The organism is Nitrogeniibacter aestuarii, from assembly GCF_017309585.1.
Taxonomy (GTDB): Bacteria; Pseudomonadota; Gammaproteobacteria; order Burkholderiales; family Rhodocyclaceae; genus Nitrogeniibacter; species Nitrogeniibacter aestuarii.
The window spans coordinates 1014809-1038566 of the sequence record NZ_CP071321.1 but is presented as its reverse complement, the minus strand read 5'-3'; the positions used below and the strand labels follow the sequence as shown (position 1 = coordinate 1038566).

The window sequence follows — 23758 nt, the reverse complement described above, 5'->3', positions numbered from 1 at the left end:
TTAGTTGTCTCCCTTCGGCAAGTCAGAACCCGGCTTGTTGCGCACACGCGACAGTGCGGATACGGCCGCATGAGCCGCCGCCACGGCGCCCACGGTGCCGGCCACAGCCAGACCCACCTCGTCGGCATTCTTCTCGACGCCGAACTGCTTGATATCCGTCAGACGGTCGTAGAAGGAACCCTTGTCCCAGAAGCCGTCTTCCGAGCAACCGATACAACCGTGACCCGACTGGATGGGGAAGGACGTCCCCTCGTTCCAGCGCACGGTCGAGCAGGCGTTGTACGTGGTCGGGCCCTTGCAACCGACCTTGTAGAGGCAGTAGCCACGGCGCGCGTTCTCGTCGTCCCACTCCTCGACGAACTGACCGGCGTCGAAGTGCGGACGGCGGTAGCACTTGTCGTGGATCCGCTGGCCGTAGAACATCTTCGGACGCCCCTGGCGATCGAGTTCGGGAATCTTGTCGAAGGTCAGCATGTAGGTCACGACCCCCGTCATGACCTCGGCGATCGGCGGGCAGCCCGGCACCTTGATGATGGGCTTGTCGTGAATCACCTTGTGAATCGGCGTCGCCTGCGTCGGGTTCGGCTTGGCGGCCTGCACACAGCCCCAGGAAGCACACGAGCCCCAGGAAATGATGGCCTTGGCATCCGCGGCCGTCTCCTTGAGCACCTCGATGAACGGACGACCACCGTGGATACAGAACATGCCGTCCTCGTTCAGCGGCGGGTTGCCTTCCACGGCCAGAATGAAGTTGCCCTTGTACTTGCGGCGAACCTCTTCGAGAATCGCCTCGGCCTGATGACCGGCCGCGGCCATCAGCGTGTCGTCGTAATCGAGCGACAGCATGGACAGGACCACATCCTTGGTCAGCGGGTGGGCGGAACGGATGAACGACTCGGAACAGCAGGTGCATTCCAGGCCATGCAACCAGATCACCGGCGTGCGCGGCTTGTTTTCCAGCGCATGCGCGATCTTCGGCGCAAACGCGGAACCCAGTCCGAGCGACGTGGCGGTCAACGAGCAGAACTTCAGAAAACTGCGGCGCGTAATCCCCTGGCGGCGCAGTACCTCGTAAAAGGTTTCGGTCATCGGGCGTCTCCCATTGGGTGTTATTCGATGTGCCATCCACTGATCCGGACACGCATCAACGGGCACATAGACTCAAGATCCGTGCCACCCGCAACCGATGCCTCAAAACCCGCGTGGTTTCAGGCGGTTACAAATCACCCCGACGGCCCGAGCGCCCCTGTACTGGAAAGTGGATTACCAGTTTCCACCTCCGGGCGCGCGCCTTCCATCCACATGCCGATTCAAGCCTGCCCGCGCCGGCAGATCGGGACGATTACCCTGTCATCAACACGGTCCGGGCGTGATACGAGCCCCGTCACACCCACTGGCCTGCGCGACCTGCCACGCCTTTTCAAGCGCTTGTTTGGCAGCAGGATCGGAAAGCACACGACCACCCACATCGGGCGTCAGCCCACTACAATGAGGGCCGTTCATCCGGAGAAAACATGATGCTGACGGTATATGGCTGCCCGAATTCCCGTTCGCTGCGCGCGGTGTGGGCGCTCGAAGAGGCTGGCGCAGAATATGAGTACGTGCTGATCGACCTGTTTCGCGGCGCAGGACGCTCACCCGACTTTCTCAAGATCAACCCGGCCGGCAAGGTGCCCGCCCTGGTCGAGAATGGCACGGCCATGACCGAATCCGGCGCGATGCTGCTGTGGCTGGCAGAGAAGTTTCCAGAGGCGCAGCTCATGCCCGCCGCCGGTACGGCACGGGCAGAGGCCCTGCAATGGTTGATGTTCGGGCTGACCGAACTGGAGCCACCCCTGTGGACGATCGCAAAGCATCGATTTGTGCTGCCTGCCGCTCGGCGCAACGCCACCATCGAAGAGACCTGCCGCTGGGAGTTCGCCAGCGCCTGCTCACTACTGGCCAGGCATCTGGTTGGCCGATCCTTTGTCGCGGGTGAGCAGTTCTCGATTGCGGATATCGTGATCACCCACTGTCTGGCCTGGGCACAGTCCGCCAAACTCGAGATCGTCCCTTCCGTGCTGCTCGATTACATGGAACGCCACCTGGCCCGACCGGCCGTGACGCGAGCGCAGGCGCGCGAGCAGCGTCCTGCTGCCTGAACCGGGTCCTTCACGCCCCGTCGCGCAGACCGCTGGTCACCATGGGTGAGAGCTGCGCACCGACACGTCGATGGCGCCCCAGATGGCGCAGCAGCCGGGTCTTTCGATGCACGATGCGTCGATGGCGCTCGCGCGCGCCCAGCCGGGCCTGCAGGTTGGCCGCCTCGCGCATGAGTACGTGCTGGGTGTATCGCATCAGGCCGGCCTGAGCGGCCAGTGACAAGCCGGTCACCAGAAACAGCAACCAGGTATGCGGATCGACAAACACCGGGTGCAGCGCCGGCCCCCACAGGCGCACCACGACCGCCATCAGCAGATTGCCAACCGCCATGGCGACCGCCAACCGGGTGAGCCATGGCCACACCCGGAGGATGAGGGTTTCTCGCTGTTCAGACGCCATGACACGCTCCTCGCCCGTTTCATTGAATGACGACAGGACGTGGGACTGGTTCAACAGCGCCGACCACCGGCCGGCGGTGTCATGAAAAAGGGCCGCCGAAGCGACCCTGTTGATCAGGCGAACCGCGGCGCTCAGCGCTGCAGCTGGGACAGATCCCTGACCGCCCCCGTGTCGGCACTGGTGGTCAGCGCCGCATAGGCCTGCAAGGCCTGCGACACCACCCGCTCACGGCCGATGGGCTTCCAGGCATCAGCCCCCTTGGCCTCCATGGCGGCACGGCGCTTGGCCAGATCGTCGTCACTGATGGCCAGATTGATCGTGCGATTGGGGATATCGATTTCGATGGTATCGCCCTCTTCCACCAGCGCGATGGCGCCGCCCATGGCTGCTTCCGGCGACGCATGCCCGATCGACAGCCCCGAGGTGCCGCCCGAGAAGCGGCCATCGGTGAGCAAGGCGCACGCCTTGCCCAGCCCCTTGGACTTGAGGTAGCTGGTCGGGTAGAGCATCTCCTGCATGCCGGGCCCGCCCTTCGGGCCTTCGTAGCGGATGATGACCACATCGCCAGCCACCACCTGTTCACCCAGAATGGCTTCGACGGCGGCATCCTGACTTTCGAACACACGGGCACGGCCGGTGAAGGTCCAGATGGACTCATCCACACCCGCCGTCTTCACGATGCAACCCTTCTCGGCGATGTTGCCGTAAAGCACGGCCAGACCACCTTCCTGGCTGAAGGCATTGGCCTTGTCGCGGATCACCCCCTTGGTGCGGTCCATGTCCAGCTCGTTCCAGCGGCGGTCCTGGCTGAAGGCCACCTGAGTCGGCACCCCGCCGGGGGCCGCGCGATAGAAATCGAACACGGAATTGTCATGGGCTTTCATCACGTCCCAGCGGGCGAGTGCATCGCCCATCGTCTTGCTGTGGACCGTATGAGTATCACTGTGCAACAGCCCGGCACGATTGAGTTCGCCGAGAATGCCCATGATGCCGCCGGCGCGGTGCACGTCTTCGATATGCACGTCCGGCACCGCCGGGGCCACCTTGGACAGGCACGGCACCTTGCGCGAGATCCGGTCGATATCGGCCATGGTGAAATCCACCTTGGCCTCCTGCGCCGCTGCCAGCAGATGCAGCACGGTATTAGTCGAACCACCCATGGCCACATCAAGGCTCATGGCGTTCTCAAAGGCCGCAAAGGTCGCGATCGAGCGCGGCAGCACCGAGGCGTCGTCCTGCTCGTAGTAACGGCGGGCCATCTCCACCACGCGACGTCCGGCTTCCTCGAACAGACGACGGCGATCCGCATGGGTGGCCACGATGGTGCCGTTGCCCGGCAGCGACAGCCCCAGGGCCTCGGTCAGACAGTTCATGGAGTTGGCGGTGAACATGCCGGAGCACGAGCCACAGGTCGGGCACGCAGAACGCTCGATGGCGGCCACTTCCTCGTCGGAACAGCTGTCATCAGCCGCCTTGACCATGGCATCGACCAGATCCAGCGCAATCACCTTGTTTTCCCACTTCACCTTGCCGGCTTCCATCGGGCCGCCAGAGACGAAGATGGCCGGGATGTTCAGGCGCATGGCGGCCATCAGCATCCCCGGGGTGATCTTGTCGCAGTTCGAGATGCACACCATGGCGTCGGCCGTGTGGGCATTGACCATGTACTCGACGCTGTCGGCGATCAGGTCGCGCGAGGGCAGGCTGTAGAGCATGCCACCATGACCCATGGCGATGCCGTCATCGACCGCGATGGTGTTGAACTCCTTGGCCACCCCACCGGCTTTCTCGATTTCCCGTGCCACCAGCTGGCCCATGTCTTTGAGGTGCACATGACCGGGAACGAACTGGGTGAAGCTGTTGACCACCGCGATGATCGGCTTTTCGAAGTCGCCGTCTTTCATGCCGGTGGCGCGCCACAGGGCACGCGCACCGGCCATGTTGCGACCGGCCGTGGAGGTACGGGAACGATATTGGGGCATGGATGTGTCTCCGCAGATTCGGTTTAGCCCAACATTGTACTCCGCCCAAAGCACTCGCGCAGACAGGGTGACGGGCTGCCCGATCGACATGCTGCGCTGCAGCGTCCGCAGACGGATTGAACCTCGATGTGCTAACGTTTGCCCCATGAATGTCACTTCAATTGCAGCACAAGAACAGCATTGGATCGCGGCATGACCCAAACGACACGCCATGGCGCATGGCACCGTGTACAAGCACACGCAGACGCATTCAAGAGCCACCGGATTCGCGACCTTTTCGCCGCCGACGAGCGTCGCGCCGAGCGCATGCAGGTCCGCAGCGGCCCCGTCCTGCTCGATTACAGCAAGAACCGCATCGACCACGACGGCCTTGAGGCCCTGTTCTCGCTGGCCGATGCCATGGGACTGCGCACGGCCATCGACGCCATGTTCGCCGGAGAGTCCATCAACAGCACGGAACAGCGCCCCGCCCTGCATGCGGCCTTGCGCATGCCGCGCGATGCCGTCCTCGAGGTCGGCGGACGCAATGTGGTCGACGACGTTCACGCTGTCCTCTCCCGGGTTCGCCGTTTTGCCGACCAGGTCCGCGACGGCCAGTGGCTGGGTCGCACCGGCGAGGCCATAACCGATGTGGTCAACATCGGCATCGGCGGCTCCGACCTCGGTCCGCGCATGGTCTGCGACGCGCTGAGCGCGCATGCCCACCCCCGCCTGCGGACCCACTTCGTGGCCAACGTGGATGGCACGCTCATTACCGGACTGCTCAGGCACCTCGATCCGAACACCACCCTGTTCGTCATTGCGTCCAAGTCGTTCGGTACCCAGGAGACGCTGGTCAATGCCAACACGGCCCGCCAGTGGTTTCTCGATCAGGGGGCCAGCGAAGCCGACATCGCCAAACACTTCGTCGCCGTGTCCACCAACGCGGAGAAGGTCGCCGCCTTCGGTATCGACACCGACAACATGTTCGGCTTCTGGGACTGGGTCGGCGGGCGCTACTCGCTGTGGTCCGCAATCGGCTTGCCGGTCATGCTCTCGGTCGGCCCCGATGTCTTCGACGAGCTGCTCGCCGGTGCGCACCAGATGGACCATCACTTCCGCACGGCACCATGGCAGGAAAACCTGCCGGTGCTGCTCGCACTGATCGGCGTCTGGTACATCAACGGCATGGGCGCCAACACCCAACTGGTCTCGCCCTATGATCACGGGCTACGTCAGCTGCCAGCCTTCCTGCAGCAGCTGGACATGGAAAGCAACGGGAAATCGGTCACCCGTGACGGCAAGCCGGTCGAGCGTCATACCGGCCCGGTGGTCTGGGGCTACAGCGGCATCAATGGCCAGCACGCCTTCTATCAGCTGCTCCACCAGGGCACCGAGCTCATTCCGGCGGATTTCATCGTCAGCGTGCGCAACCGTCTGAGCCCGGACGCCCACCACAAGGTCATCCTCTCCAACTGCATCGCCCAAGCTCAGGCGCTCATGCAGGGTCGAAGTACCGAACAGGCGGTGGCGGAGATGCGCGAAGCCGGCGTGAGCGAGGCCCGCATCCGCGAACTGGCGCCCCATCGCACCTTCGCAGGCAACCGCCCAACCAACATGGTGCTGCTCGACGAACTGACCCCGCGCAGCCTGGGGGCGCTGATTGCCATGTACGAACACAAGGTGTTCACCCAGGGCGTTCTGTGGCAGGTCAACAGCTTTGACCAGTGGGGCGTCGAGCTGGGCAAACAGCTGGCCAAACGGATTGAAGCGGCCTACGACGAAGGCGGCTATCCGGACGACGCCGACGCGTCCACCCGGGCGCTCATCGACCTGACCCGCGAGGGTCTGCGCGCGTCGTAGCACGCCTTTGCAACGTGCTCGGCTATCATTCGGGTCTGCCCCGAACCAGGATGCCCCATGAGTGAAGAGAACACCGACGGCTTTGATCTGAGTGCCGAGGAGGCCCGCGTACTTGGCGTGCTCATCGAGAAGGGCTACACCACGCCCGACCAGTACCCGCTGAGCCTCAACGCGCTCACCAACGGGTGCAACCAGCTCACCGGGCGCGACCCGGTGATGAGTCTGGACGAGGCCACGGTGGCCGATGCCGTCGAATCCCTTCACGCCCGCGGCCTGGTCGGTCGCCGAGAGGGCGCGCGCGTGGTCAAGTACGAACAGCTGATTCGCCTGCGTCATTCCCTGCCACCGGCCGAGCAGGCCCTGCTGGCCCTGCTGATGCTGCGCGGCCCCCAGACAGCGGGCGAGCTTCGCACCCGCAGCGAACGCATGCACCGCTTTGACGATGTGGCCGCCGTCCAGGCCGGGCTCGAACATCTCGAAGAAAAATACCCCCCGATGGTGCTCGCCCTGCCCCGCGCCCCGGGCACCAAGGAAACCCGCTACGCGCACCTGATGTGTGGCGATGTGGACGTGGACGCCGTGGTGGCGTCGGTGGCCAGCGGTGGGGGCGGTGCCGGCGGCCTGTCCGCCCGGGTCGAGACGCTGGAAGCCGAAGTGGCGGCCCTGCGCGCCGAACTCAACGCGCTCAAGGCCAGCCTGGGCGAAGACTGACCCCATGCTCATCTACCCACAGATCGATCCGGTCGCGTTCGCGCTCGGCCCCCTGAAGGTTCATTGGTACGGCCTCACCTATCTGGCGGCCTTCGGCCTGTTCATGCTGCTTGGCCGCCTGCACATCCGGCGCCGGCCCGACCTGAACTGGACGCCGCAGCAGGTTGACGATCTGCTCTTTTACGGCGTGCTGGGTGTGATCGTGGGCGGGCGACTCGGCGAGATCCTGTTCTATCAGCCGGCCTACTATTTCAGCCATCCGCTGGAGATGTTCGCGGTGTGGAAAGGGGGCATGAGCTTCCATGGCGGCTTCCTCGGTGTGCTGGTGGCCATGTGGCTGTATGGCCGGCGTCATGGCAAGGGCTTCTGGGCGGTGACCGATTTCATCGCCCCGCTGGTGCCCACCGGTCTGGCGGCCGGGCGCATCGGCAACTTCATCAATGGTGAGCTGTGGGGCCGGGTCGCACCGGCCGACCTGCCCTGGGCCATGATCTTCCCTCACGTGGACGACCTACCGCGCCACCCCTCCCAGATCTACCAGATGGCGGGCGAAGGCCTGCTGCTGTTCCTGCTTCTGTGGTGGTACAGCCGCATACCCCGGCCCTTGCGTGCCACCTCGGCCATGTTCCTGATCGGCTATGGCGTGCTGCGCTTCTCGGCCGAGTTCTTCCGTACGCCGGATCCGGGCATCTTCAGCTGGATCACCCCCTATCTCACCACGGCACAGTGGCTTTGCGTGCCCATGATCGGCATTGGCATCGCCCTGCTCGTACAGGCAAACCGAAACGCCGCGGACTGATCCACGAGAGACGTCCGCGTTCCGGAGGCATCACCATGTCCAATCTCGTATCCCGTGGCCTCAACGCCATGCGCGCCATCATCTCCTGGGGCGGCAAGGAGCAGGCCCATCTCGAACCCCACGACCTGGATCGCATCCGCGAACAGCTGCAGGAATGCGCCGAGGGCGCTGGCGGCGAAGTCACCACGCGACAGCGTGCGGCACGCCTCGCCCACACCTACCTGCAGCTCGATGACGACGCCCGCCACGCGTTCCTGCGCATGATCGCGCTCGAATTCGGCCCCGACCCGGCGCGTGTCGCCGAAGCGCACGAAGCCTATCAACAGGCCATCGGCACGACAGCGCAATGGAACGCGGAGGCCTCCCTCCGGGCCGCCATGCGCTCTAAACGCATCCGCATACTCACCCAGTTCAACGCCATTCCCCAGGGGGTCAAGTTCCTGGTGGACCTGCGCGCCGACCTGCTGCGCTTTCTCAAGGACGACCCCGAACTCAAGGCCCTCGACCGCGAGCTCGAAGCGCGCCTGAATGCCTGGTTCGACGTGGGCTTTCTGGAATTGCGCCGCATCACCTGGGAATCGCCCGCCGCCCTGCTTGAAAAGCTGGTGCAGTACGAGGCCGTCCACGAGATCCGCTCGTGGATGGACCTCAAGAACCGCCTCGATGCCGACCGCCGCTGCTACGCGTTCTTCCATCCGCGCATGCCGCTCGAGCCGCTCATCTTCGTGGAAGTCGCCCTGGTTGAAGAGCTGGCCGGCAACGTTCAGCGCCTGCTCGACGAGATGGCCCCCCTTGCCGACCCGGAGAAGGCCAACACTGCCATCTTCTATTCGATCAGCAACACCCAGGTGGGGCTGCGCGGCGTGTCGTTCGGCAACTTCCTGCTCAAACGCGTGGTCGATGATCTGAAACGTGATCTACCCGGTCTCAAGCAGTTCGCCACCCTCTCGCCCATGCCGAGACTGCGCCACTGGCTGCGCGAGCACCCGGAGGTGCTCGATGACGCGGTGACCGACAGCGAATGGAAGAAACTGACCGACCTGGGCGTCCCTGCCGCCGATGCGGACACCCTGCTTGCGATGGTGCTTGAAGACACCTGGCTGGAGCAGCCCGGCATGCCGGATGCGCTCCAGCCTGCGCTCAGCCGCGTCGCCGCGCGCTATCTGGTTTCTGGCCGCGGCCGGGGCGACCTGCCCTTTGACCCGGTCGCCCGCTTCCATCTGGGCAATGGCGCGCGCATCGAACGGCTCAACTGGATGGGCGACACCTCCTCCAAGGGCATCAAGCAGTCCTTTGGCCTGATGGTGAACTACCTGTACGACCCGGACACCATCGAAGCCAATGTGGAAGCCTTTGTCACCGAAGGTTCGGTCGCAACTTCGAACGCCATCAGGAAACTCGCGAAGTAGTCCCCCGGGCAGCCGGCGTGGTCGGAGGCGGCCCGCCGGCCGGCTCGCGCATCAGAGCACCTTGATCGAAAGCTCGGCCACGCCTTCCACACCACCGACCAGGACATCCCCCTTCTTCGCCGGGCCGACGCCCGAGGGGGTTCCGGTCATGAGCAGATCACCCGGCGCGAGCAGGAAGTAGCGCGACAGTTCTGCCACGGCCTCGGCCACCGACCAGATCATGTCCGACAGATCGCCGGTCTGGCGACGCTCACCATTCACATCAAGCCAGATGGCGCCTGCGGTTGGATGACCGATCTCGCTCACCGGACGCAAGGCCGACATCGGTGCCGAGTGATCGAAGGCCTTGGCCACCTCCCAGCTACGCCCTTGTGCCTTGAGTTCGGCCTGAAGATCGCGACGGGTCATATCCAGCCCGACCCCATAACCCCAGACATGATCGAGCGCCGCGTCCACCACGATATTGCGCCCGCCCCGGCCGATGGCAGCCACCATTTCGATCTCGTGGTGCACGTCCTTGGTCATGCCCGGATAGCGCCAGTCCCCGGTTTCACCGGAGATGACGGGATAGACCGCATCCGCCGGCTTGCAGAAAAAGAACGGCGGCTCCCGATCGGGCGATCCCCCCATTTCCCTGGCGTGCGCGGCGTAGTTGCGCCCGATGCAGTACACCCGACGCACCGGAAATTCATCCGATCGACCGGCCACCGGCACGGTCGCCTGCCTGGGCGCAGAAATCACGAAAGCCATGGTGTTTTCCCTCGCGTTACCTTGCCGGACACCCGGCAGTCATGAACATCGCCTCACTATAAACCGCTCCCCGCGCTTTCGTCGCCAGGACGCAGTCCACAACAATGCGAATGCTTCGCATTCAGGTTGACTTGCCGCCTCACAGCTGATTAAATGCGAATCGTTCGTATTTTCATTGTTGATTGAAAGATGACGCCGCCCAAGCTCCCCGACACGCCCGCCTCGCACGCCGCCGCCACGACTGCTGCGTCCGAGACTGACGCGCCGATCGAAAGCCGGCAACTGCTGCGCGGTCGCAGCTGCGTCACCATCGAACACCGTGGGACCCGTTACCGCCTGCAGGAAACCAAGGCCGGCAAGCTGATCCTCACGAAATAGTCACAAGACACGACAGGGGCCAGACTCGAATGTACGTATGCGTGTGCAATGCAGTAACCGAGAGCGACATCCACAGCGCGGCGCAAAATGGCGCACGGCGCATGCGCGACTTGCGCGGCTGCCTGGGCATCGGCTCCGATTGCGGCGCCTGCTGCTGCCACGCGAAGGAATGCCTGGAGAGCGCGCTCGAACAACAGGCATCGACGCCACCGGCATTCCCGCTTGGTTATCAGGAAGCCTCGATATGAATCAAGACAGGCTGGCCGAAGACATGCGTGCCATGCAAGGCCAGCCGCGCTGCAGGCGCTGAAGCCGCCGTTCGAGTCCTTACTCGAAAACACCGCAGCACAACGCGCCCGCCCGAAGATCCGGTTCGACCATTTCAGGCAGATGGGCTCTCAGAAGATCCCGCTCCGATGATGGAGCCTTGCATCACAGTCCGACCGAGTGGCCGCCACTCATTGCCAGCCACAGCCCACGCGACGTACCCGAAGCACCATGCCCCAGCACAACGCCCATCGCCGTCGCGCCATCATCCTGCAAACCGCATTGACACTGGTGGGCCTCGCCGTGCTGCTCGATCTGCTGATCAGCAGCGCTCTGCCCCACCAACCCTGACCGCACATGCGCCAGAACGTCGCACACTCCGAATCGGGCGGCAGCACAGACGCTGTCGCGTTAGAATCGCCGGTCATGGTCTCCACCGCCCCCGCTCTCAACCTGGTCGATCACGGCCCGATGGCATGGCTCAGCGCCGTGCTCCGATTCGGCATCATCGTGCTCGCCCACGCGCTGCTGCTCGGGTACATCGCGCACCGCATGTCGGACACGACACTGCCGGAGCCCCCCAAGACCATTGAAGTCGCCCTGATCGCACCGCCCGCGCCGAAGCCGGTCGCGCCACCGCCGGTGGTCACCCCCCCGGCGCCCCCCAAGCCGGTGCCGCCGCCCCCTGTGCCCGAGGTGAAAAAACCGGAACCGCCCAAACCGGTGGTCAAGCCCAAGCCCCGGCCGCGCCCGACACCGAAGAAGGCGATTTCCGAGCCCAAGCCCGAGCCTGCCCCCGAGCCCACGCCGCCTCCGGTCGCTGAAGTGCCGGCCGAGCCCACGCCCGCGCCACCGGCCCCGCCTGCGCCATCGGCCCCGGTGCAGGCGCCGGTCGCCTCACAGGCCGCCGCCCCGGTGACCCAGGCCAGCTTCGACGCCGCCTACCTGAACAACCCGCGCCCGGCCTATCCGCGCCTGTCCCGCCGACTCAATGAAACCGGCAAGGTATTGCTACGGGTGCGTGTGAGCCCCGAAGGTGCGCCCGAACAAGTTAACCTGCACCAGTCGTCCGGCCACAACCGCCTGGATGACGCGGCACGCCGCGCTGTGGCGCAATGGCGCTTCGTCCCTGCCAAACAGGGCGGTACGCCCATTGCGTCCTGGGTGATCGTGCCCATCGAATTCAAACTGGAGGATCGCTGATCATGGAGGCTCAAAACGCCTTCGGAGTCGCCCAGCTGTGGGCACAATCCGACTTCATCACCCGAAGCACCGCCGTGCTGCTCGTCACCATGTCACTGGTGAGCTGGTACCTCATCCTGACCAAGGGAATCCGCTTCCTGAGTGCCAAGCGGCAGGCCGGCGCCATCGAAGCGTTCTGGCAGGCCGCCTCGATCAGCGAAGGGCTCGAACGCATGAGCGCCAAGGCAAGCAACGCGCCGTGCACCCATCTGGCGCGCCAGGCCGCCGCGGCACATGAACACTGCACCCGCCACGCGGCCGAAGCGACCCTGGGCAGCAAGCTCGACGCCGGTGAATTCGTCACCCGTGCGCTGCGCCGGGCCATTGCCGAATGCACGGGCGTGCTCGAACGCGGCCTCACGATACTCGCCTCCATCGGCGCCACCGCGCCGTTCGTGGGGCTGTTCGGCACGGTGTGGGGTATCTACCATGCGCTCACGACCATCAGCGTCTCCGGCGCAGCCACCATCGACAAGGTGGCCGGCCCGGTGGGCGAAGCCCTGATCATGACGGCCTTCGGTCTGTTCGTTGCCATTCCGGCCGTGCTGGCCTACAACGGCTTCAACCGGGCCAACCGGGTCGAGCTGTCCGAACTCGACGGCTTTGCCCACGATCTGCACGCGTTCTTCACGACGGGCGCCCGGGTCGGTACGCCCACGGGCGTCAAACCGGTCGCCAAGCGCGCGGTCACGAGCGAGGTGGCGTAATGGCTTTCGGCGGCTTCGGCGAGGGCGGCAACAACGCCCCCATGAGCGAGATCAACACCACCCCGTTGGTGGATGTGATGCTGGTGCTGCTGATCATTTTCATGATCACGGCCCCGCTGCTGACCCACTCGGTGAAGATCGATCTGCCCACGGCCACCAACGAACCGACCCAGGTCGATCCGGAGACCATCACGGTGTCGCTCAACGAATCCGGCCAACTGTTCTGGAACGACGACCCGATCGAAGAGACCGTGCTGGAGCAACGCCTGGCCGTCGAAGCCGACAAGACACCTCAGCCCGAATTGCACCTGCGCGCCGACAAGGCCACGCGCTATGAAGCCATTGCGCGCCTCATGGCGGCGGCCCGACAGGCCGGCATCGAGAAGCTGGGTTTCGTGACGCTCCCCGAAACCGGACAGGCCGAGGCAGGTACGTCCCCCCCGAATCCCTGAAGATTCAGCCCCCCATCAAGGACCAGCCCGCCACCCGATCGGCAGCCAGCCCGTCCGTCTCACCCCAGGACTCGCCATGTCAGGCTGCACGCCCTTCGCCCCTTCCTGTTGAACCGCGCCCCGCTCGCCGGGCGCGCCCATCCCGACCCGAACAGGAAGGAGGACACCATGTCCCGTTATACCGGCCCGCGCATGCGCGTCATGCGCGCCCTGGGCACCGAGCTGCCCGGCCTGTCACGCAAATCACTCGGAGAGCGCAGCCACCCCCCGGGCCAGCATGGTCTGCGCCAGCGTCGCAAATCGGACTACGGCCTCAAGCTCATCGAAAAACAGAAGCTGCGCTTCAACTACGGCCTCACCGAGGGCCAGTTGCGCCGGCTGTTCAAGGAAGCGAAACGCAGCCGCATCGCCACTGGCGAGCGCCTGCTGCAACTGCTCGAGAGCCGGCTCGACAATGCCGTGTTTCGTGCCGGCTTCGCCCCCACCGGCGTCGCTGCCCGGCAGCTGGTGCGCCATCGCCATGTGCTGCTCAACGGCAAGGCGGTCAATATTCCATCCATTCGCATCAAGCCGGGCGACACCCTCACGCTGACCGACAAGGCACGCAAGATCCCGATGGTGATCGAGACGCTCAACGAGCCCGCGCTGACCTGCCCCGAGTGGCTGTCCGTCAATGCGAGCGACGGCAGCGCCGTGGTCGCACGCACCCCGGAGGCGGACGAAGTGCCCTTCCCGGTGAGCGTGCAGGACGTGGTCGAATACTACGCGGTGAGCATGTGATAGACACCCTGCCGGAGTACCCGGAGCATCCCGAACTCGGTCTCGTGGCGACCCTGCAACTGGTGACCCGCTTTGCCAGCACCCGCAACCCCTCGCTGGCGGCCGCGGCCGGGCAGCAGTTACGATCCCTGTCTGCCGACGCGCGCCAGCCAGCGGCCGTGCGCGAGTGTGCGCGGCAGTTGCTCGGCGACTGGCAGACGCTGGCCATCACCAGTGCGGATCGCGCGCCCAGCTGCTGACGCCCGAGAAACACAAAGGAGGCCGCCAGGGCCTCCTTTGTGTCTCCCTCCGCCTCGATGGGGGCTTACTTGAGCTTGCCCACCATGTAGTCGACGCCGGCTTTCACTTCGTCGTCGGTCAGGTTGCTGCCACCACCGCGCGGCGGCATCATGCCTTTTTCACCCGTGAAGCCTTCGATGGCGTGCTTGTAGAGCACGTCCTCGCCCTGGGCGATACGCGCGTCCCAGTCGGCCTTGTTCCCGGGGATCGGCGCGCCGGCCACGCCGGACGAGTGACACAGGGCGCACACCTTCTTGTACACCTTCTCGCCCTCGCCGCCGCCGGCCGCTGGTGCCGGGGCGGGCGCAGGCGCGCTCGCCTGAGGCGCGGGTGCCGGCTTGGCGGCTTCGGGCGCCGGTGCGTCGTTTCCCCCGCATGCGCCCAAGGTCAGGGCCAGGGTGGCTGCGAGGATGAGTTTTGCGTTCTTCATGTGATCTCTCCGTGTTCAGGTCTGTGACGGATCCTAATGGGCCCGGATGACGCTGCCATTGACGCGCATCAAGCCGGACGGCCTCAGTGCATGTGCCCGTGTCCGGACGGCGATCCGGCGTTCGTCGGTGCAGCGGACAGACGCCGGGTCAACTCGGCCCCGCCGCGCACCAGGGTGCCGCCATGGGCCGCGATGAAACGCCGGGCAGATGGCAGGTCGGCAAATGCGGGCGCGCCATCAACCCGCATGGGCCCGGCGACATCGCTCCCGTGCACGAAGACGGCGTCTTCGAACGCCAGCCACCGGCCCTGACCGAAGGCCGTGACGAAGCGGGCCGCCAGCGCCTGAGTCTGACGCGCTGTGTCCAGCTGGCCACGCTCGCGCATGAAGTGCACCAGATCGACCGGCGAATCGAAAAACCGCGTGGCCCCGTCGTCGTAGATCAGTTGCGCCGCGAAGCGGGCCGAACGCGCCGGATACATGCCGCAGACACTGCAGCGGGCATCGGCGGGAATCGCCCGCGCCTGATCCGGCCGCAGACCGGGGAAGGCCTCGGCGGGCAGCGCCTCGATCCGGGTCGGCGCGACCACGCACAGATCGTCCGCCGCCGGAACGGCAGGCGTGGCCGAGGGCACCAGGCGACCGGCGGCAAACAGGGTCAGGATCACGAGCGCAAAGAGGCCGATACGTGCGACGAACCCGCCTCTTCGAACCAATGCGCCTGCTCCCCTGCGGTCGATCACGTCATGGCCTACATCGTATGATCGTGCTGCGCACCACCATCAAGCACGACCATCTCGGGCGTGACTTCATCGAAGCGCAGCAATCGCCCGCCATTCGCGTCGATGAAACGTCTGGCATCGGCCTCGTTGGCGAAGGCTGCCGCCGTCGGCCCCATGGAGCCATGCAGACGGGAGCCGAACACATAGAGGGCACTGCGCGCGTCGATCCAGTGGCCTTTTGGGCTCGCCCAGTCAGCCTGGCCCATGTCCTGCACATATAGGGCCTCGACGCGACGCGCCTGCTCCGGGTGCATGATCACGTTGAACATCTCGATGGTGTCGCAGAACCATTCCGCCTCGGTGCCGCCGGCGTAATGCATCTGAGCCTTCGGGCCCGGGTAGTCGGCCAGCAACATGCCATCGAGCGAGCACGTGGTTCCCGCCGAGATCTCCACCGGAACCAGCGCCTTGTCGCGCCCGCCACCGGCCTCACACCCCACCAGCGCGGCGGTACTGAACATGAGCAGCCCCAGGGCCGCGCAGCGGAATGAAAACGCTTGGGTCATCAGCAGGTCCTCCGAAAGCGCCAGGCCGCCACACTCAGCGGCAACACAACCCACGCCGCCATGATGAGTCCGAGCAGCCAGGGACTCGCCAGCTGCGCCGGGAACACGGTGGCGAGCCCGTACAGGTTGCGCACGTCGTCGAGCGAGAAAATATTGAGAATGCGGAACACGTCGGCCGGGTTGAACATCAGGGCATAGGGCAAGGCCTCGCCCCCCCACTGCCCGCCCGTGCCGACCAGGATGCCGAGCAGGGCCAGGTCGAACACCAGCACGAAGAAGAACCAGGTGGCAATGGCAAGCCCCGAGGCCCGTGTGCGGTCGGCGGCGAACACCGACAGCATCACGGCCAGGCTGAGGAAGGCGCAGCCGAGCAGCACCGAACTGAACATGAAGCCGAAGAAATGGAACAGCGACGTGAGGTCCAGCCGGCTGGCCAGCACGATGGCCACGAGCCCGAAACCGGCGAGCGTCGAAAACGTCAGTGCGCCCGCCAGGCCGAGATACTTGCCCAGCAGCAATTCGGTGCGCGTGATGGGCAAGGACAGCAGCAGATCGAGCGAACCACGCTCGCGTTCGCCGACAATCGCATCGAAGCCGAGCAGCAGGGCGATGAGCGGGATGAGATAGATCACCAGACTCACCAGGCTGGCGATGGTCACCTCGATCGAGCTGAAACCGACGCTGCCTTGCTGCGCTGAACCGAAATAGGCAATGGCCAGGGCAAACACGGCAAAGACGAGCGCCACCGCCAGCACCCAGCGATTGCGCACCCGGTCCCAGAATTCCTTGCCGGCCACGGTGGTGATCTGAGTCAGTTCCATCATGCCCCCTAGTCGGCAAAGCCGAAGAACACGTCTTCGAGCGACGGTTCGATCACGGTCAGGTCGCGCACCTGGGCGCCCAGCGCCGAGAGCGCTGCGATGACCGGCATCTTGAGATCGCGTCGGCATTCGACCGACACATGATCGTCGTGCGCGTCGACCCGCCCCAGTGCCAGCGCGTCGAGCGCCCCCCGGATCGCCAGCATGGCCTCGGGCGCGCCATGCACCCGCAGGCGCAGCGGCAGGTCCATGCGTTCGCGCAAGGCCTGGACGGTGCCGCAGGCCTGCACCTGACCGGCGGCCATGATGGCAAGCCGATCCACCCGCTCCTGGATCTCGGCCAGGATGTGCGAGGTGGTCACCACGGTGACGCCCTCGTCGCGCAATTGACGCAAGGTGGCGTAGAAACCACGGATGGCCTCCGGGTCCAGCCCCGAGGTGGGCTCGTCCAGAAACAGCAGGCGCGGCGAGCCGAGCAGTGCCTGCGCAAACCCGAGGCGCTGTCGCATCCCCTTGGAGTACTCGCGAACCCGCCGGCGGGCGGCGTGGGCCAAGCCCACGCGCTCGAGCACGCCCCCGATGTCGGGCCGCGCCACGCCCTTGAGGCGCGCAAAGAACTGGAGGGTTTCAACCGCCGTGAGGTTGTCGTAGAGCACCACGGACTCGGGCAGGTAACCCACCTGCCGGCGCACCTGGCGAAAGTCACCGCCCGACACCGGCACCCCGTTGATGCGGATCTCGCCGGCGCTGGGTTCGATCAGGCCGAGCATCATCTTGAACAGGGTGCTCTTGCCCGCGCCGTTGTGGCCGATCAGCCCGAACAGCTCACCGGCGCGGATCTCCAGATCGACGCCGTCCACCGCACGGGTGCGACCGAAATGCTTGTGCACACCGCGCACGGCAATCACGCCCGGCGCGACCGCCCCGTCATCGCGTTGTTGGAAAGTATCGGCCACGCCATTGGCTCCAATCGCTGTGCTTGGGTTTCATTCTCGGATGGGGATCGACAATGCTGGGGGCACGCAGCAGCGGAAACTGCTGTGCCACGAGCTTGAGGGTCTGCACGGCCGGGCTGGCCAGCAACAGCCGCAGGGTCGGAAACTTCCAGCCCAGCCGGTCGACCATGTCGTTGGCGGCGTAGCGCACATCGCCCCGGCCATCGCCGTCGCGATCCCATCCGCTGTAATTGCTCCAGAAGTTGCCCGTGCCGCCGCCCCACTCCTCGTCACGGCTGGCCACGTACTTGATCTGGGTGCGGTTCTCGACGAAGTCGTTGCCTTCAGCCACGTTGCGGTACGAGCCCGCCCACAGGTGCACCCCCACGGTGTTGTCCACCACCAGGTTGTCGCGCAGGGTGTTGTACTCGGCGTCGTAGATGAAAAAGCCCCGGGCGTTGCCCGCCACCACGTTGTTCTCGATCACCGAATCCTGAATGGTGCGCAACATGATGCCGTGGTCGGAATTGCCCCAGGCCCGGTTGTTCCGCACCACCTGGTTGCGGGTCATCATCAGCGCCAGCCCGCCCCGGTTGTGGTACGACTCGTTGCCCTCCCACACATTGTTGTGCGAGTTCATGTAATGGGTGCCGTAGCGCACGTTGTGGATGCGGTTGTTGCGAAAGACCGCGTGGTGGGAGACGTCCACGTAGATGCCGTCGCGCACGAAACTGATCCGGTTGCCCACGATCAGGGCCTCGCTGGCGTTGTACAGCTGGATGCCGTTCCCCCGGCGCGGGGAGATGAAGTCGCGCTTGCCGGTGATGAGATTGTTCAGCACCTGCACCCCGCGCGAGGTTTCGATCCACAGGCCGAACAGGTTGTAGGTCAGGTCGCAATTGCGCACGATCACGCCGTCGGATTTCGGCTCCAGGTAGATCCCCGCGTTCTGTGCCTTCTGGTCGCCACCCGAGTCGCGGATGATCAGGCCGTCGATCACCACCCGGGGCGAACGCACCCGGATCACATCGCCCTCGAGCCCACCACTGAGCGTCGGGCGCTGCCGACCGCTCAGGGTCAGCGGCTTGTCGATGTGCAGATTTTCCGTGTAGTGGCCGGGCTCGACGCTCACCGTATCGCCGACGGCGGCCCGGTCAATGGCGTTCTGGATCGACTCGCCCTCGGCCACGACCAGCGTGGCCGCAGCCACCGGCAGTATCGTCAGACCAAGACAGAGGGAAAGAAGGGCGCGGTAACGCATGATCCATCGTGCCGTCGCCCGCTCAGGCAACCAGCCGCCCCAGAGCCTTGAGGGTCAGAAACAGCACCGCACCGATGAGCAGGTTCTTGAACAGGACGTAGCAGACCATGTCCATCACCGAGGCACGGCGGAAACGGGCGCCCCACCAGGGCCCCTCCTTCACATACGGCTTGGTCTTGAGGCGCACCGGAATTTCGAGCAGGCTCCAGCCGAACCACCAGCCAATCACCATGCCGCTGGCCAGCTCGCCGGCGGCCGCCAGAGTCCAGACAACACTGACGGCGAGCGCCGCCACCAAGGCCAATGTGTGCATCAGCCGGTGTTCGGCAAACGCGCCACGGTGCCAGGGCCAGAGGTGCTCGCCCGCCTCGGCCACCCAGCGCGACATCGGCGCACGGCCGGCAAAGGCCGGGGTCACGGGCTCGCTCGGCATTCTCGGATCAACCATTCGGACCATCGCTCCTGTGGGTTCTCGATTCGGGTCGGGACCAATCTATCGGCTGGGCGTCGCCGCGCCCATGATCGTGATCAAGCGCGCGTCATTCCGTGACCGGCTTGATGGGGATGTAGTAGCCATCGGCGCCGATGGGCGTGAGCGTCACCCCGGCGCGGGTGCGTCGCTTGCGCTCCTGTGCCAGCGGCGGGCAGGCGTGAGGTTCGTAGTAATAGACCATGCAATCGAGGCACAACAGGCATTCGCGCTGATCGATCCGCCCGTCCGCGTCGATGGCCTGAGAGCCGCATCCGACCGCGCAGGCCTTGCACGAATCGCACTCCTGTTTGCGCTTCAGGCCGAACCAGCGGAAGGTCGTGGGCATGGCCAGCGCCGCCCCCAGCGGACACAGGTACTTGCAGAACGGCCGCTCGATGAAGATCGACAACCCGAGCAGGCCGGCGGCAAACAGGGTGTAGGGCCAGCTGCGATTGAAGAGGCCGACCAGGAAGGTGGTCTTGAATGGCTCCACCTCGGCCAGCTTTTCGGCCAGCCCCATGGAGAACAGGCTCACCCCGAGCAGACCGAAGAACACGGCGTACTTCACCCACTTGAGGCGGTCGTGCCAGCGCCGCGGCAGCTTGAACTGATAGCGCTTGAGACCGATTGCGCCACCCACCTTGTAGAGCAGCTCCGACAATGAGCCGAACGGGCACGCCCAACCGCAGAACAGCCCGCGCCCCCACAGGAAGACGGTGATGATGATGAAGATCCAGAACAGGAAGATGAACGGATCGGACAGGAACAGCTCCCACTGCCACTGGAACAGCAGGGAATGGAACCAGGTCAGCACCTGGGTGATCGACGGCTGCGCCAGCAGGCCGAAGCCGACAAACCCGATGCTCACCAGCCAGCCGACGTACTTGAAGCCATTGACCGCCCATTTGTTCTTGTGAGTGGCGCGACGCACCAGCGCGTCGCGACGCCCGTAGACCACACCGATGCCCACCAGGAATGCCAGAAACAGGGCGATCTGCGGCGCCCGGTCTTTCCAGATGCGCACCCAGACGGCATCCGGCTCGATCACCTCGGGGCGCCCGCCCTCCAGATAGCGCTCGGGCAGCCAGTAAGCCGTATCGAAGTTGGCGAACGTACGCGCGCCTGTGGCCTTGTCCATCTTGTTGGCCAGGAACACCAGCTTCCATGGATAGGCCGCCGAAAAAGCCTTGGAGCGGACGATGAAAATCGCCGATTCGCTGAAGCGCGGTGCCCCCGCCGCGTTGATGCCGTACAGGTTGAGATAGTCGGTGTCACGGAAGGTGAACGCGTCGCGCCCCTGGCGCACCTGCACCCGGTCGTAGATGCCGCCACGCACGAAGCCCGAGCCCTTGAAGGACTCCTGCCCGCCGGTGCGGATGATGAACAGGGCGTGATCGTCCGGGCCCAGACGCGACATCAGCCCGTTGTAGCCCCCGTCACCGAGAATGGCCCGGCCCACGGTCGGCTGGTTCAGATAGCCGAACCACAGATCGATGTAGGGCTCGCCCCGCGACGCGGCGCCCACTTCGGCAGGATCGACACTCAGGCGCTGGACGCTGCCTTCTTCGACCAGCGTGGCCCAGTCCGGTGTCTGGCCCACATCCACAAACTGCGCCTGCGGACGCACGGTGGGCTCGAGGATGCCGACCTGTTTGGCCACCTCGCCGCCGGAGAGCATCATCACCTGGTTCTGGGCGATCACGGTGACCGTGGCGCCGGTGATGGCATCGAGCCCGATCACGCCCTCCTCCGGTCGAGAGCGCCCCACCTCGATGTTGTCGCCCACGAACTTGCCCAGATACTGGTTGTTGAATTCGATGAGCGCCGACTCGGGAATGCCGAGCAGCAGGATCGGCTCGGAGTGCTTGAGCACCTTCACGCCGGTGAAGTGCCCGGTGGCATCCATGCCGATCAGGGTCACCACCGGCTTGCCCGAGTAGGCGGGAATGTCCGTGATGTCGGTCGACAGCATCACGTAGCCGACCAGGGTCTTTTCGCTGCCTTGCCCGCGATAGCCCTCCACGTAGGGCGGCTGTCCCTTGCGCTCGGAGAAGCTGTCGGCGCCGGGCAAGACCTGTTCGCAGGGTGCGTAGTCGCACAGCCTCGGCGACTGGGTCAGTTCCGGGGGCAGTTTGGCCTCGTAGGCATCGGCCAGGGCTGCCGTGTTCGCCCCCAGACAGGCGGCGAACAGCACGGCAAAACGCATCAATTTCTGGAGCAACATCTGGAATTCCGGTGACAGGCAACTGAATGATGAAAGGCTAATATTCAAGACGGCTAGCGGCCTTGTTTCATCTCAATTCTGCGGGCCGTCGCCGGCCCGGAAAGACAACGGGGGCCTTGCACAGGCCCCCGTTGTCATGGCGCGGATGCCGATCAGGCTTCGACGTACATGCGCGAGCGCATCTCCAGGTGAAGCGCGTGGCAGAAGTTGGTGCAGTAGCACCAGAACACCCCGGGCTTGTCGGCCTTGAAGGTGACCGACTGGGTCTGCTGCGGATTGACCACGAAGTTGATGTCGTACTTCGGGATCGCCATGGCGTGGGTCAGATCTTCCACCTTGTCCAGGTTGGTGAGGATGATCGTCACCTCGTCCCCGACCTTCACCTTGAAGTCGCGCAGGCTGAAGGCCGGTGCCTGGCTGGTGATTTTCACCGTCACCTTGTTGCCATCACGGAACACGCCGGATTCCTTCGGATCCTTGATGGCCAGCGGGAAGTCATCGATGCTGTAGATCTGGCGCGTCTTGACGATGTCGCGGCGCACGATGATCGAATCATGCGGCTCGGAATAGACCGAGTGATCGGCCACCAGCTTCATCTTGTCGCCACTGATGTCGATCAGCTGGGCGGTCTCCGCGTGCAGCGGCCCGACCGGCAGGAAACGGTCCTTGGAGAACTTGTTGTCCGAGATGAAGTAACGGCCGTCGGACTCCCTGGTCTCGCCCATGGAGGTGAAACCGTGACCCGGCTGGTAGTGCACATCGATGCGGTCGAGCACCACCTGGGCGTTCTGGTCACCGTTGAAGGACTTGATGGCGGCCTCCACGTTCCACTTCACGATCTGGCTGTCCAGGAACAGCGTGGTGTAGGCGTTCCCCTTGTTGTCGAAGCCGGTGTGCAGCGGGCCGAGGCCGATTTCCGGCTCGGCAACCACGGCCTTGCGGGCGTCGTCGAGCGCGCCATCGAACCAGGCCAGCACCTTCTCGTGCTCGATGACCGAGGCCGTCGGCGACAACTTGCCGGAGCAGGCGTAGTACTTGCCGTCCGGGCTGATGTTCACCCCGTGCGGGTTCTTCGGGATCGGCACGTAGCAGACCAGCGCACTCTTCGGGTCCTGGTTGGCGGCCTTGGTGGCATCGACCACCGGCACCGACGAGTTGCCCACGGTGGTGAACTTGCCGGCCTTGACCGCCGCTTCGATACGCGCCACGTTGAAGAACAGGCAGGCATCCATTTCGGAGGCCATCATCTCTTCATACAGTGCGCCCATCTCGGTGTTGTACTGGTTGGTGGCGGCGAGCTTGCCGTCATACGAGGTGGCCACCAGATCGCAGTTGCCATCGATCAGGGCCTGCCAGGCCACTTCCATGGTGTCCGCGTTGATGCAGGTGAACAGCGACTTGTACTGGCTGGCGTCCTCGAGCACCGAACCATCGTTGGGCAGCGGGATGGAGAACTCGGCGCCGCAGAACACCCGGGTGGTGTGGTTGATGGCAGCATCGACCGGATCACGCTTGTCCGGGAAGGTACCGTGAAAACCCTGAATGTTCGGGATTTCGGTGATCTTGTCGCATTCCATGGTGTCCATGCGGATGCGCCCGAGACGGCCGTGGATCTTGTCGTTCACGAACAGGTAGCGGCCGTCATAGGTGCCATCGGTGTAGGACAGATGCACATGGTGGGTGTCACCGGTGTGGTATTTGGGCTGACCGTCAGGGCGGGTACCGATCACCGCCTTCGACTCGTTGGTGATCCCCCAGCCCACCATGCAATCCATGTTGAACACCGGAATGCGCTTGAGCTCGCGCCCCGAGGGCAGGCCATAGATACGCACTTCGCCCGAGTGACCGCCACTGGAGAAGACGTAGTACTCGTCGAGCTCGCCCGGCGGCACTTCATATTTACCGAATTCGGATGCCTCGGCCGGTGCGGCGACCGTTGCGGTGGCGGCCGGCGCCGCCTTGTCACTGTTGCAGGCCGACAGGCCAATGGACGCACCGGCGCCGGCAAGGCCCGCAAAAGCGGCGGTATTGAGGAACTTCCGGCGGCCTTCGTCCGGCAGCGTGTCTGGTGTCTTGTCGATGTCTTTCATCTCGGGTCGCTCCCCTTTCAAGCGGTGTTCCGTGTCGAGGATGGACACGCAGGTCAGCCCGCGTCCCCAGGACCGCAGTTGATGTGAATATCGCTGCG

25 protein-coding genes are annotated in these 23758 nt (G+C 64.8%); 12 read left to right on the top strand and 13 right to left on the bottom strand.

What is annotated here, in order from left to right; all coding sequences use genetic code 11:
- Positions 1–1089, bottom strand: coding sequence for a hydrogenase small subunit (locus tag J0W34_RS04855; protein ID WP_230970918.1), 1089 nt, complete (start codon positions 1087–1089; stop codon positions 1–3).
- A gap of 425 nt (positions 1090–1514) precedes the next feature.
- Between J0W34_RS04855 and J0W34_RS04850 the strand changes: the two genes are divergently transcribed.
- Positions 1515–2141: a glutathione S-transferase family protein gene (locus J0W34_RS04850; RefSeq protein WP_230970917.1), complete on the top strand. Its 627-nt coding sequence runs from the start codon at positions 1515–1517 to the stop codon at positions 2139–2141.
- A 10-nt stretch (positions 2142–2151) separates the two neighbouring features.
- On the opposite strand, the gene J0W34_RS04845 is transcribed toward J0W34_RS04850, so the two are convergent.
- Together J0W34_RS04845 and ilvD are read right to left on the bottom strand one after the other, a co-directional pair.
- Positions 2152–2541: a hypothetical protein gene (locus J0W34_RS04845; RefSeq protein WP_230970916.1), complete on the bottom strand. Its 390-nt coding sequence runs from the start codon at positions 2539–2541 to the stop codon at positions 2152–2154.
- 131 nt (positions 2542–2672) lie between these two features.
- Entirely contained in the window at positions 2673–4523 is a 1851-nt protein-coding gene (gene ilvD / locus J0W34_RS04840; RefSeq protein WP_227815850.1) for a dihydroxy-acid dehydratase, read from the bottom strand.
- A 192-nt stretch (positions 4524–4715) separates the two neighbouring features.
- On the opposite strand from ilvD, the gene pgi reads away from it, so the two are divergent.
- The 4 genes from pgi to J0W34_RS04820 are packed head-to-tail and all read left to right on the top strand — an operon-like array spanning position 4716 to position 9284.
- Entirely contained in the window at positions 4716–6365 is a 1650-nt protein-coding gene (gene pgi, locus J0W34_RS04835; RefSeq protein WP_230970915.1) for a glucose-6-phosphate isomerase, read from the top strand.
- 57 nt (positions 6366–6422) lie between these two features.
- Entirely contained in the window at positions 6423–7076 is a 654-nt protein-coding gene (locus J0W34_RS04830) for a YceH family protein (protein ID WP_230970914.1), read from the top strand.
- A 4-nt stretch (positions 7077–7080) separates the two neighbouring features.
- Positions 7081–7875 (top strand): prolipoprotein diacylglyceryl transferase, encoded by a 795-nt coding sequence (gene lgt, locus J0W34_RS04825; RefSeq protein WP_230970913.1) that lies wholly within the window; start codon positions 7081–7083, stop codon positions 7873–7875.
- Between the two features lie 35 nt (positions 7876–7910).
- Positions 7911–9284: a malonyl-CoA decarboxylase gene (locus tag J0W34_RS04820; RefSeq protein WP_227815846.1), complete on the top strand. Its 1374-nt coding sequence runs from the start codon at positions 7911–7913 to the stop codon at positions 9282–9284.
- Positions 9285–9335: 51 nt separating this feature from the next.
- On the opposite strand, the gene J0W34_RS04815 is transcribed toward J0W34_RS04820, so the two are convergent.
- Positions 9336–10034, bottom strand: coding sequence for a fumarylacetoacetate hydrolase family protein (locus J0W34_RS04815; RefSeq protein ID WP_230970912.1), 699 nt, complete (start codon positions 10032–10034; stop codon positions 9336–9338).
- 189 nt (positions 10035–10223) lie between these two features.
- On the opposite strand from J0W34_RS04815, the gene hemP reads away from it, so the two are divergent.
- From hemP to J0W34_RS04780, 7 genes are all read left to right on the top strand, one after another.
- Entirely contained in the window at positions 10224–10412 is a 189-nt protein-coding gene (hemP, locus tag J0W34_RS04810) for a hemin uptake protein HemP (protein ID WP_227815844.1), read from the top strand.
- Between the two features lie 29 nt (positions 10413–10441).
- Positions 10442–10660, top strand: coding sequence for a (2Fe-2S)-binding protein (locus J0W34_RS04805; RefSeq protein WP_230970911.1), 219 nt, complete (start codon positions 10442–10444; stop codon positions 10658–10660).
- Positions 10661–11105: 445 nt separating this feature from the next.
- Positions 11106–11882: an energy transducer TonB gene (locus J0W34_RS04800; RefSeq protein WP_230970910.1), complete on the top strand. Its 777-nt coding sequence runs from the start codon at positions 11106–11108 to the stop codon at positions 11880–11882.
- Between the two features lie 2 nt (positions 11883–11884).
- Positions 11885–12628, top strand: a complete 744-nt coding sequence (locus J0W34_RS04795) for a MotA/TolQ/ExbB proton channel family protein (RefSeq protein ID WP_227815841.1) — start codon at positions 11885–11887, stop codon at positions 12626–12628.
- Complete coding sequence (locus J0W34_RS04790; protein ID WP_230970909.1) at positions 12628–13080, top strand: ExbD/TolR family protein; 453 nt, start codon at positions 12628–12630, stop codon at positions 13078–13080. The genes J0W34_RS04795 and J0W34_RS04790 overlap by 1 nt, the downstream gene beginning before the upstream one ends.
- A 168-nt stretch (positions 13081–13248) precedes the next feature.
- Positions 13249–13860 (top strand): 30S ribosomal protein S4, encoded by a 612-nt coding sequence (rpsD, locus tag J0W34_RS04785; protein WP_230970908.1) that lies wholly within the window; start codon positions 13249–13251, stop codon positions 13858–13860.
- A complete protein-coding gene (locus J0W34_RS04780; RefSeq protein WP_230970907.1) occupies positions 13857–14099 on the top strand; it encodes a hypothetical protein in 243 nt (80 codons plus the stop codon). The genes rpsD and J0W34_RS04780 overlap by 4 nt, the downstream gene beginning before the upstream one ends.
- A 65-nt stretch (positions 14100–14164) precedes the next feature.
- Here J0W34_RS04780 and J0W34_RS04775 read toward each other — a convergent pair whose 3' ends face one another.
- The 9 genes from J0W34_RS04775 to nosZ form a co-directional block, all read right to left on the bottom strand.
- Positions 14165–14569, bottom strand: a complete 405-nt coding sequence (locus J0W34_RS04775) for a c-type cytochrome (RefSeq protein ID WP_230970906.1) — start codon at positions 14567–14569, stop codon at positions 14165–14167.
- An 83-nt stretch (positions 14570–14652) separates the two neighbouring features.
- A complete protein-coding gene (locus J0W34_RS04770; protein WP_230970905.1) occupies positions 14653–15285 on the bottom strand; it encodes a nitrous oxide reductase accessory protein NosL in 633 nt (210 codons plus the stop codon).
- Positions 15286–15320: 35 nt separating this feature from the next.
- Positions 15321–15857 carry a nitrous oxide reductase accessory protein NosL gene (locus J0W34_RS04765; protein WP_331001533.1) on the bottom strand — a complete coding sequence of 179 codons (537 nt, stop codon included), beginning with the start codon at positions 15855–15857 and terminating at the stop codon, positions 15321–15323.
- Positions 15857–16678: an ABC transporter permease gene (locus J0W34_RS04760; protein WP_331001541.1), complete on the bottom strand. Its 822-nt coding sequence runs from the start codon at positions 16676–16678 to the stop codon at positions 15857–15859. The genes J0W34_RS04765 and J0W34_RS04760 overlap by 1 nt, the downstream gene beginning before the upstream one ends.
- Before the next feature lie 8 nt (positions 16679–16686).
- The gene (locus J0W34_RS04755) at positions 16687–17634 is read right to left on the bottom strand and encodes an ABC transporter ATP-binding protein (protein ID WP_230970903.1); all 948 of its coding nucleotides are present in this window, start codon (positions 17632–17634) and stop codon (positions 16687–16689) included.
- Positions 17606–18874: a nitrous oxide reductase family maturation protein NosD gene (locus tag J0W34_RS04750; RefSeq protein WP_230970902.1), complete on the bottom strand. Its 1269-nt coding sequence runs from the start codon at positions 18872–18874 to the stop codon at positions 17606–17608. The genes J0W34_RS04755 and J0W34_RS04750 overlap by 29 nt, the downstream gene beginning before the upstream one ends.
- A 22-nt stretch (positions 18875–18896) precedes the next feature.
- Positions 18897–19322 (bottom strand): transcription regulator, encoded by a 426-nt coding sequence (locus J0W34_RS04745; RefSeq protein ID WP_230970901.1) that lies wholly within the window; start codon positions 19320–19322, stop codon positions 18897–18899.
- Positions 19323–19413: 91 nt separating this feature from the next.
- Positions 19414–21552 (bottom strand): NosR/NirI family protein, encoded by a 2139-nt coding sequence (locus J0W34_RS04740; protein WP_230971639.1) that lies wholly within the window; start codon positions 21550–21552, stop codon positions 19414–19416.
- 170 nt (positions 21553–21722) lie between these two features.
- Complete coding sequence (gene nosZ / locus J0W34_RS04735; protein WP_230970900.1) at positions 21723–23660, bottom strand: TAT-dependent nitrous-oxide reductase; 1938 nt, start codon at positions 23658–23660, stop codon at positions 21723–21725.
- Positions 23661–23758 lie beyond the last annotated feature (98 nt).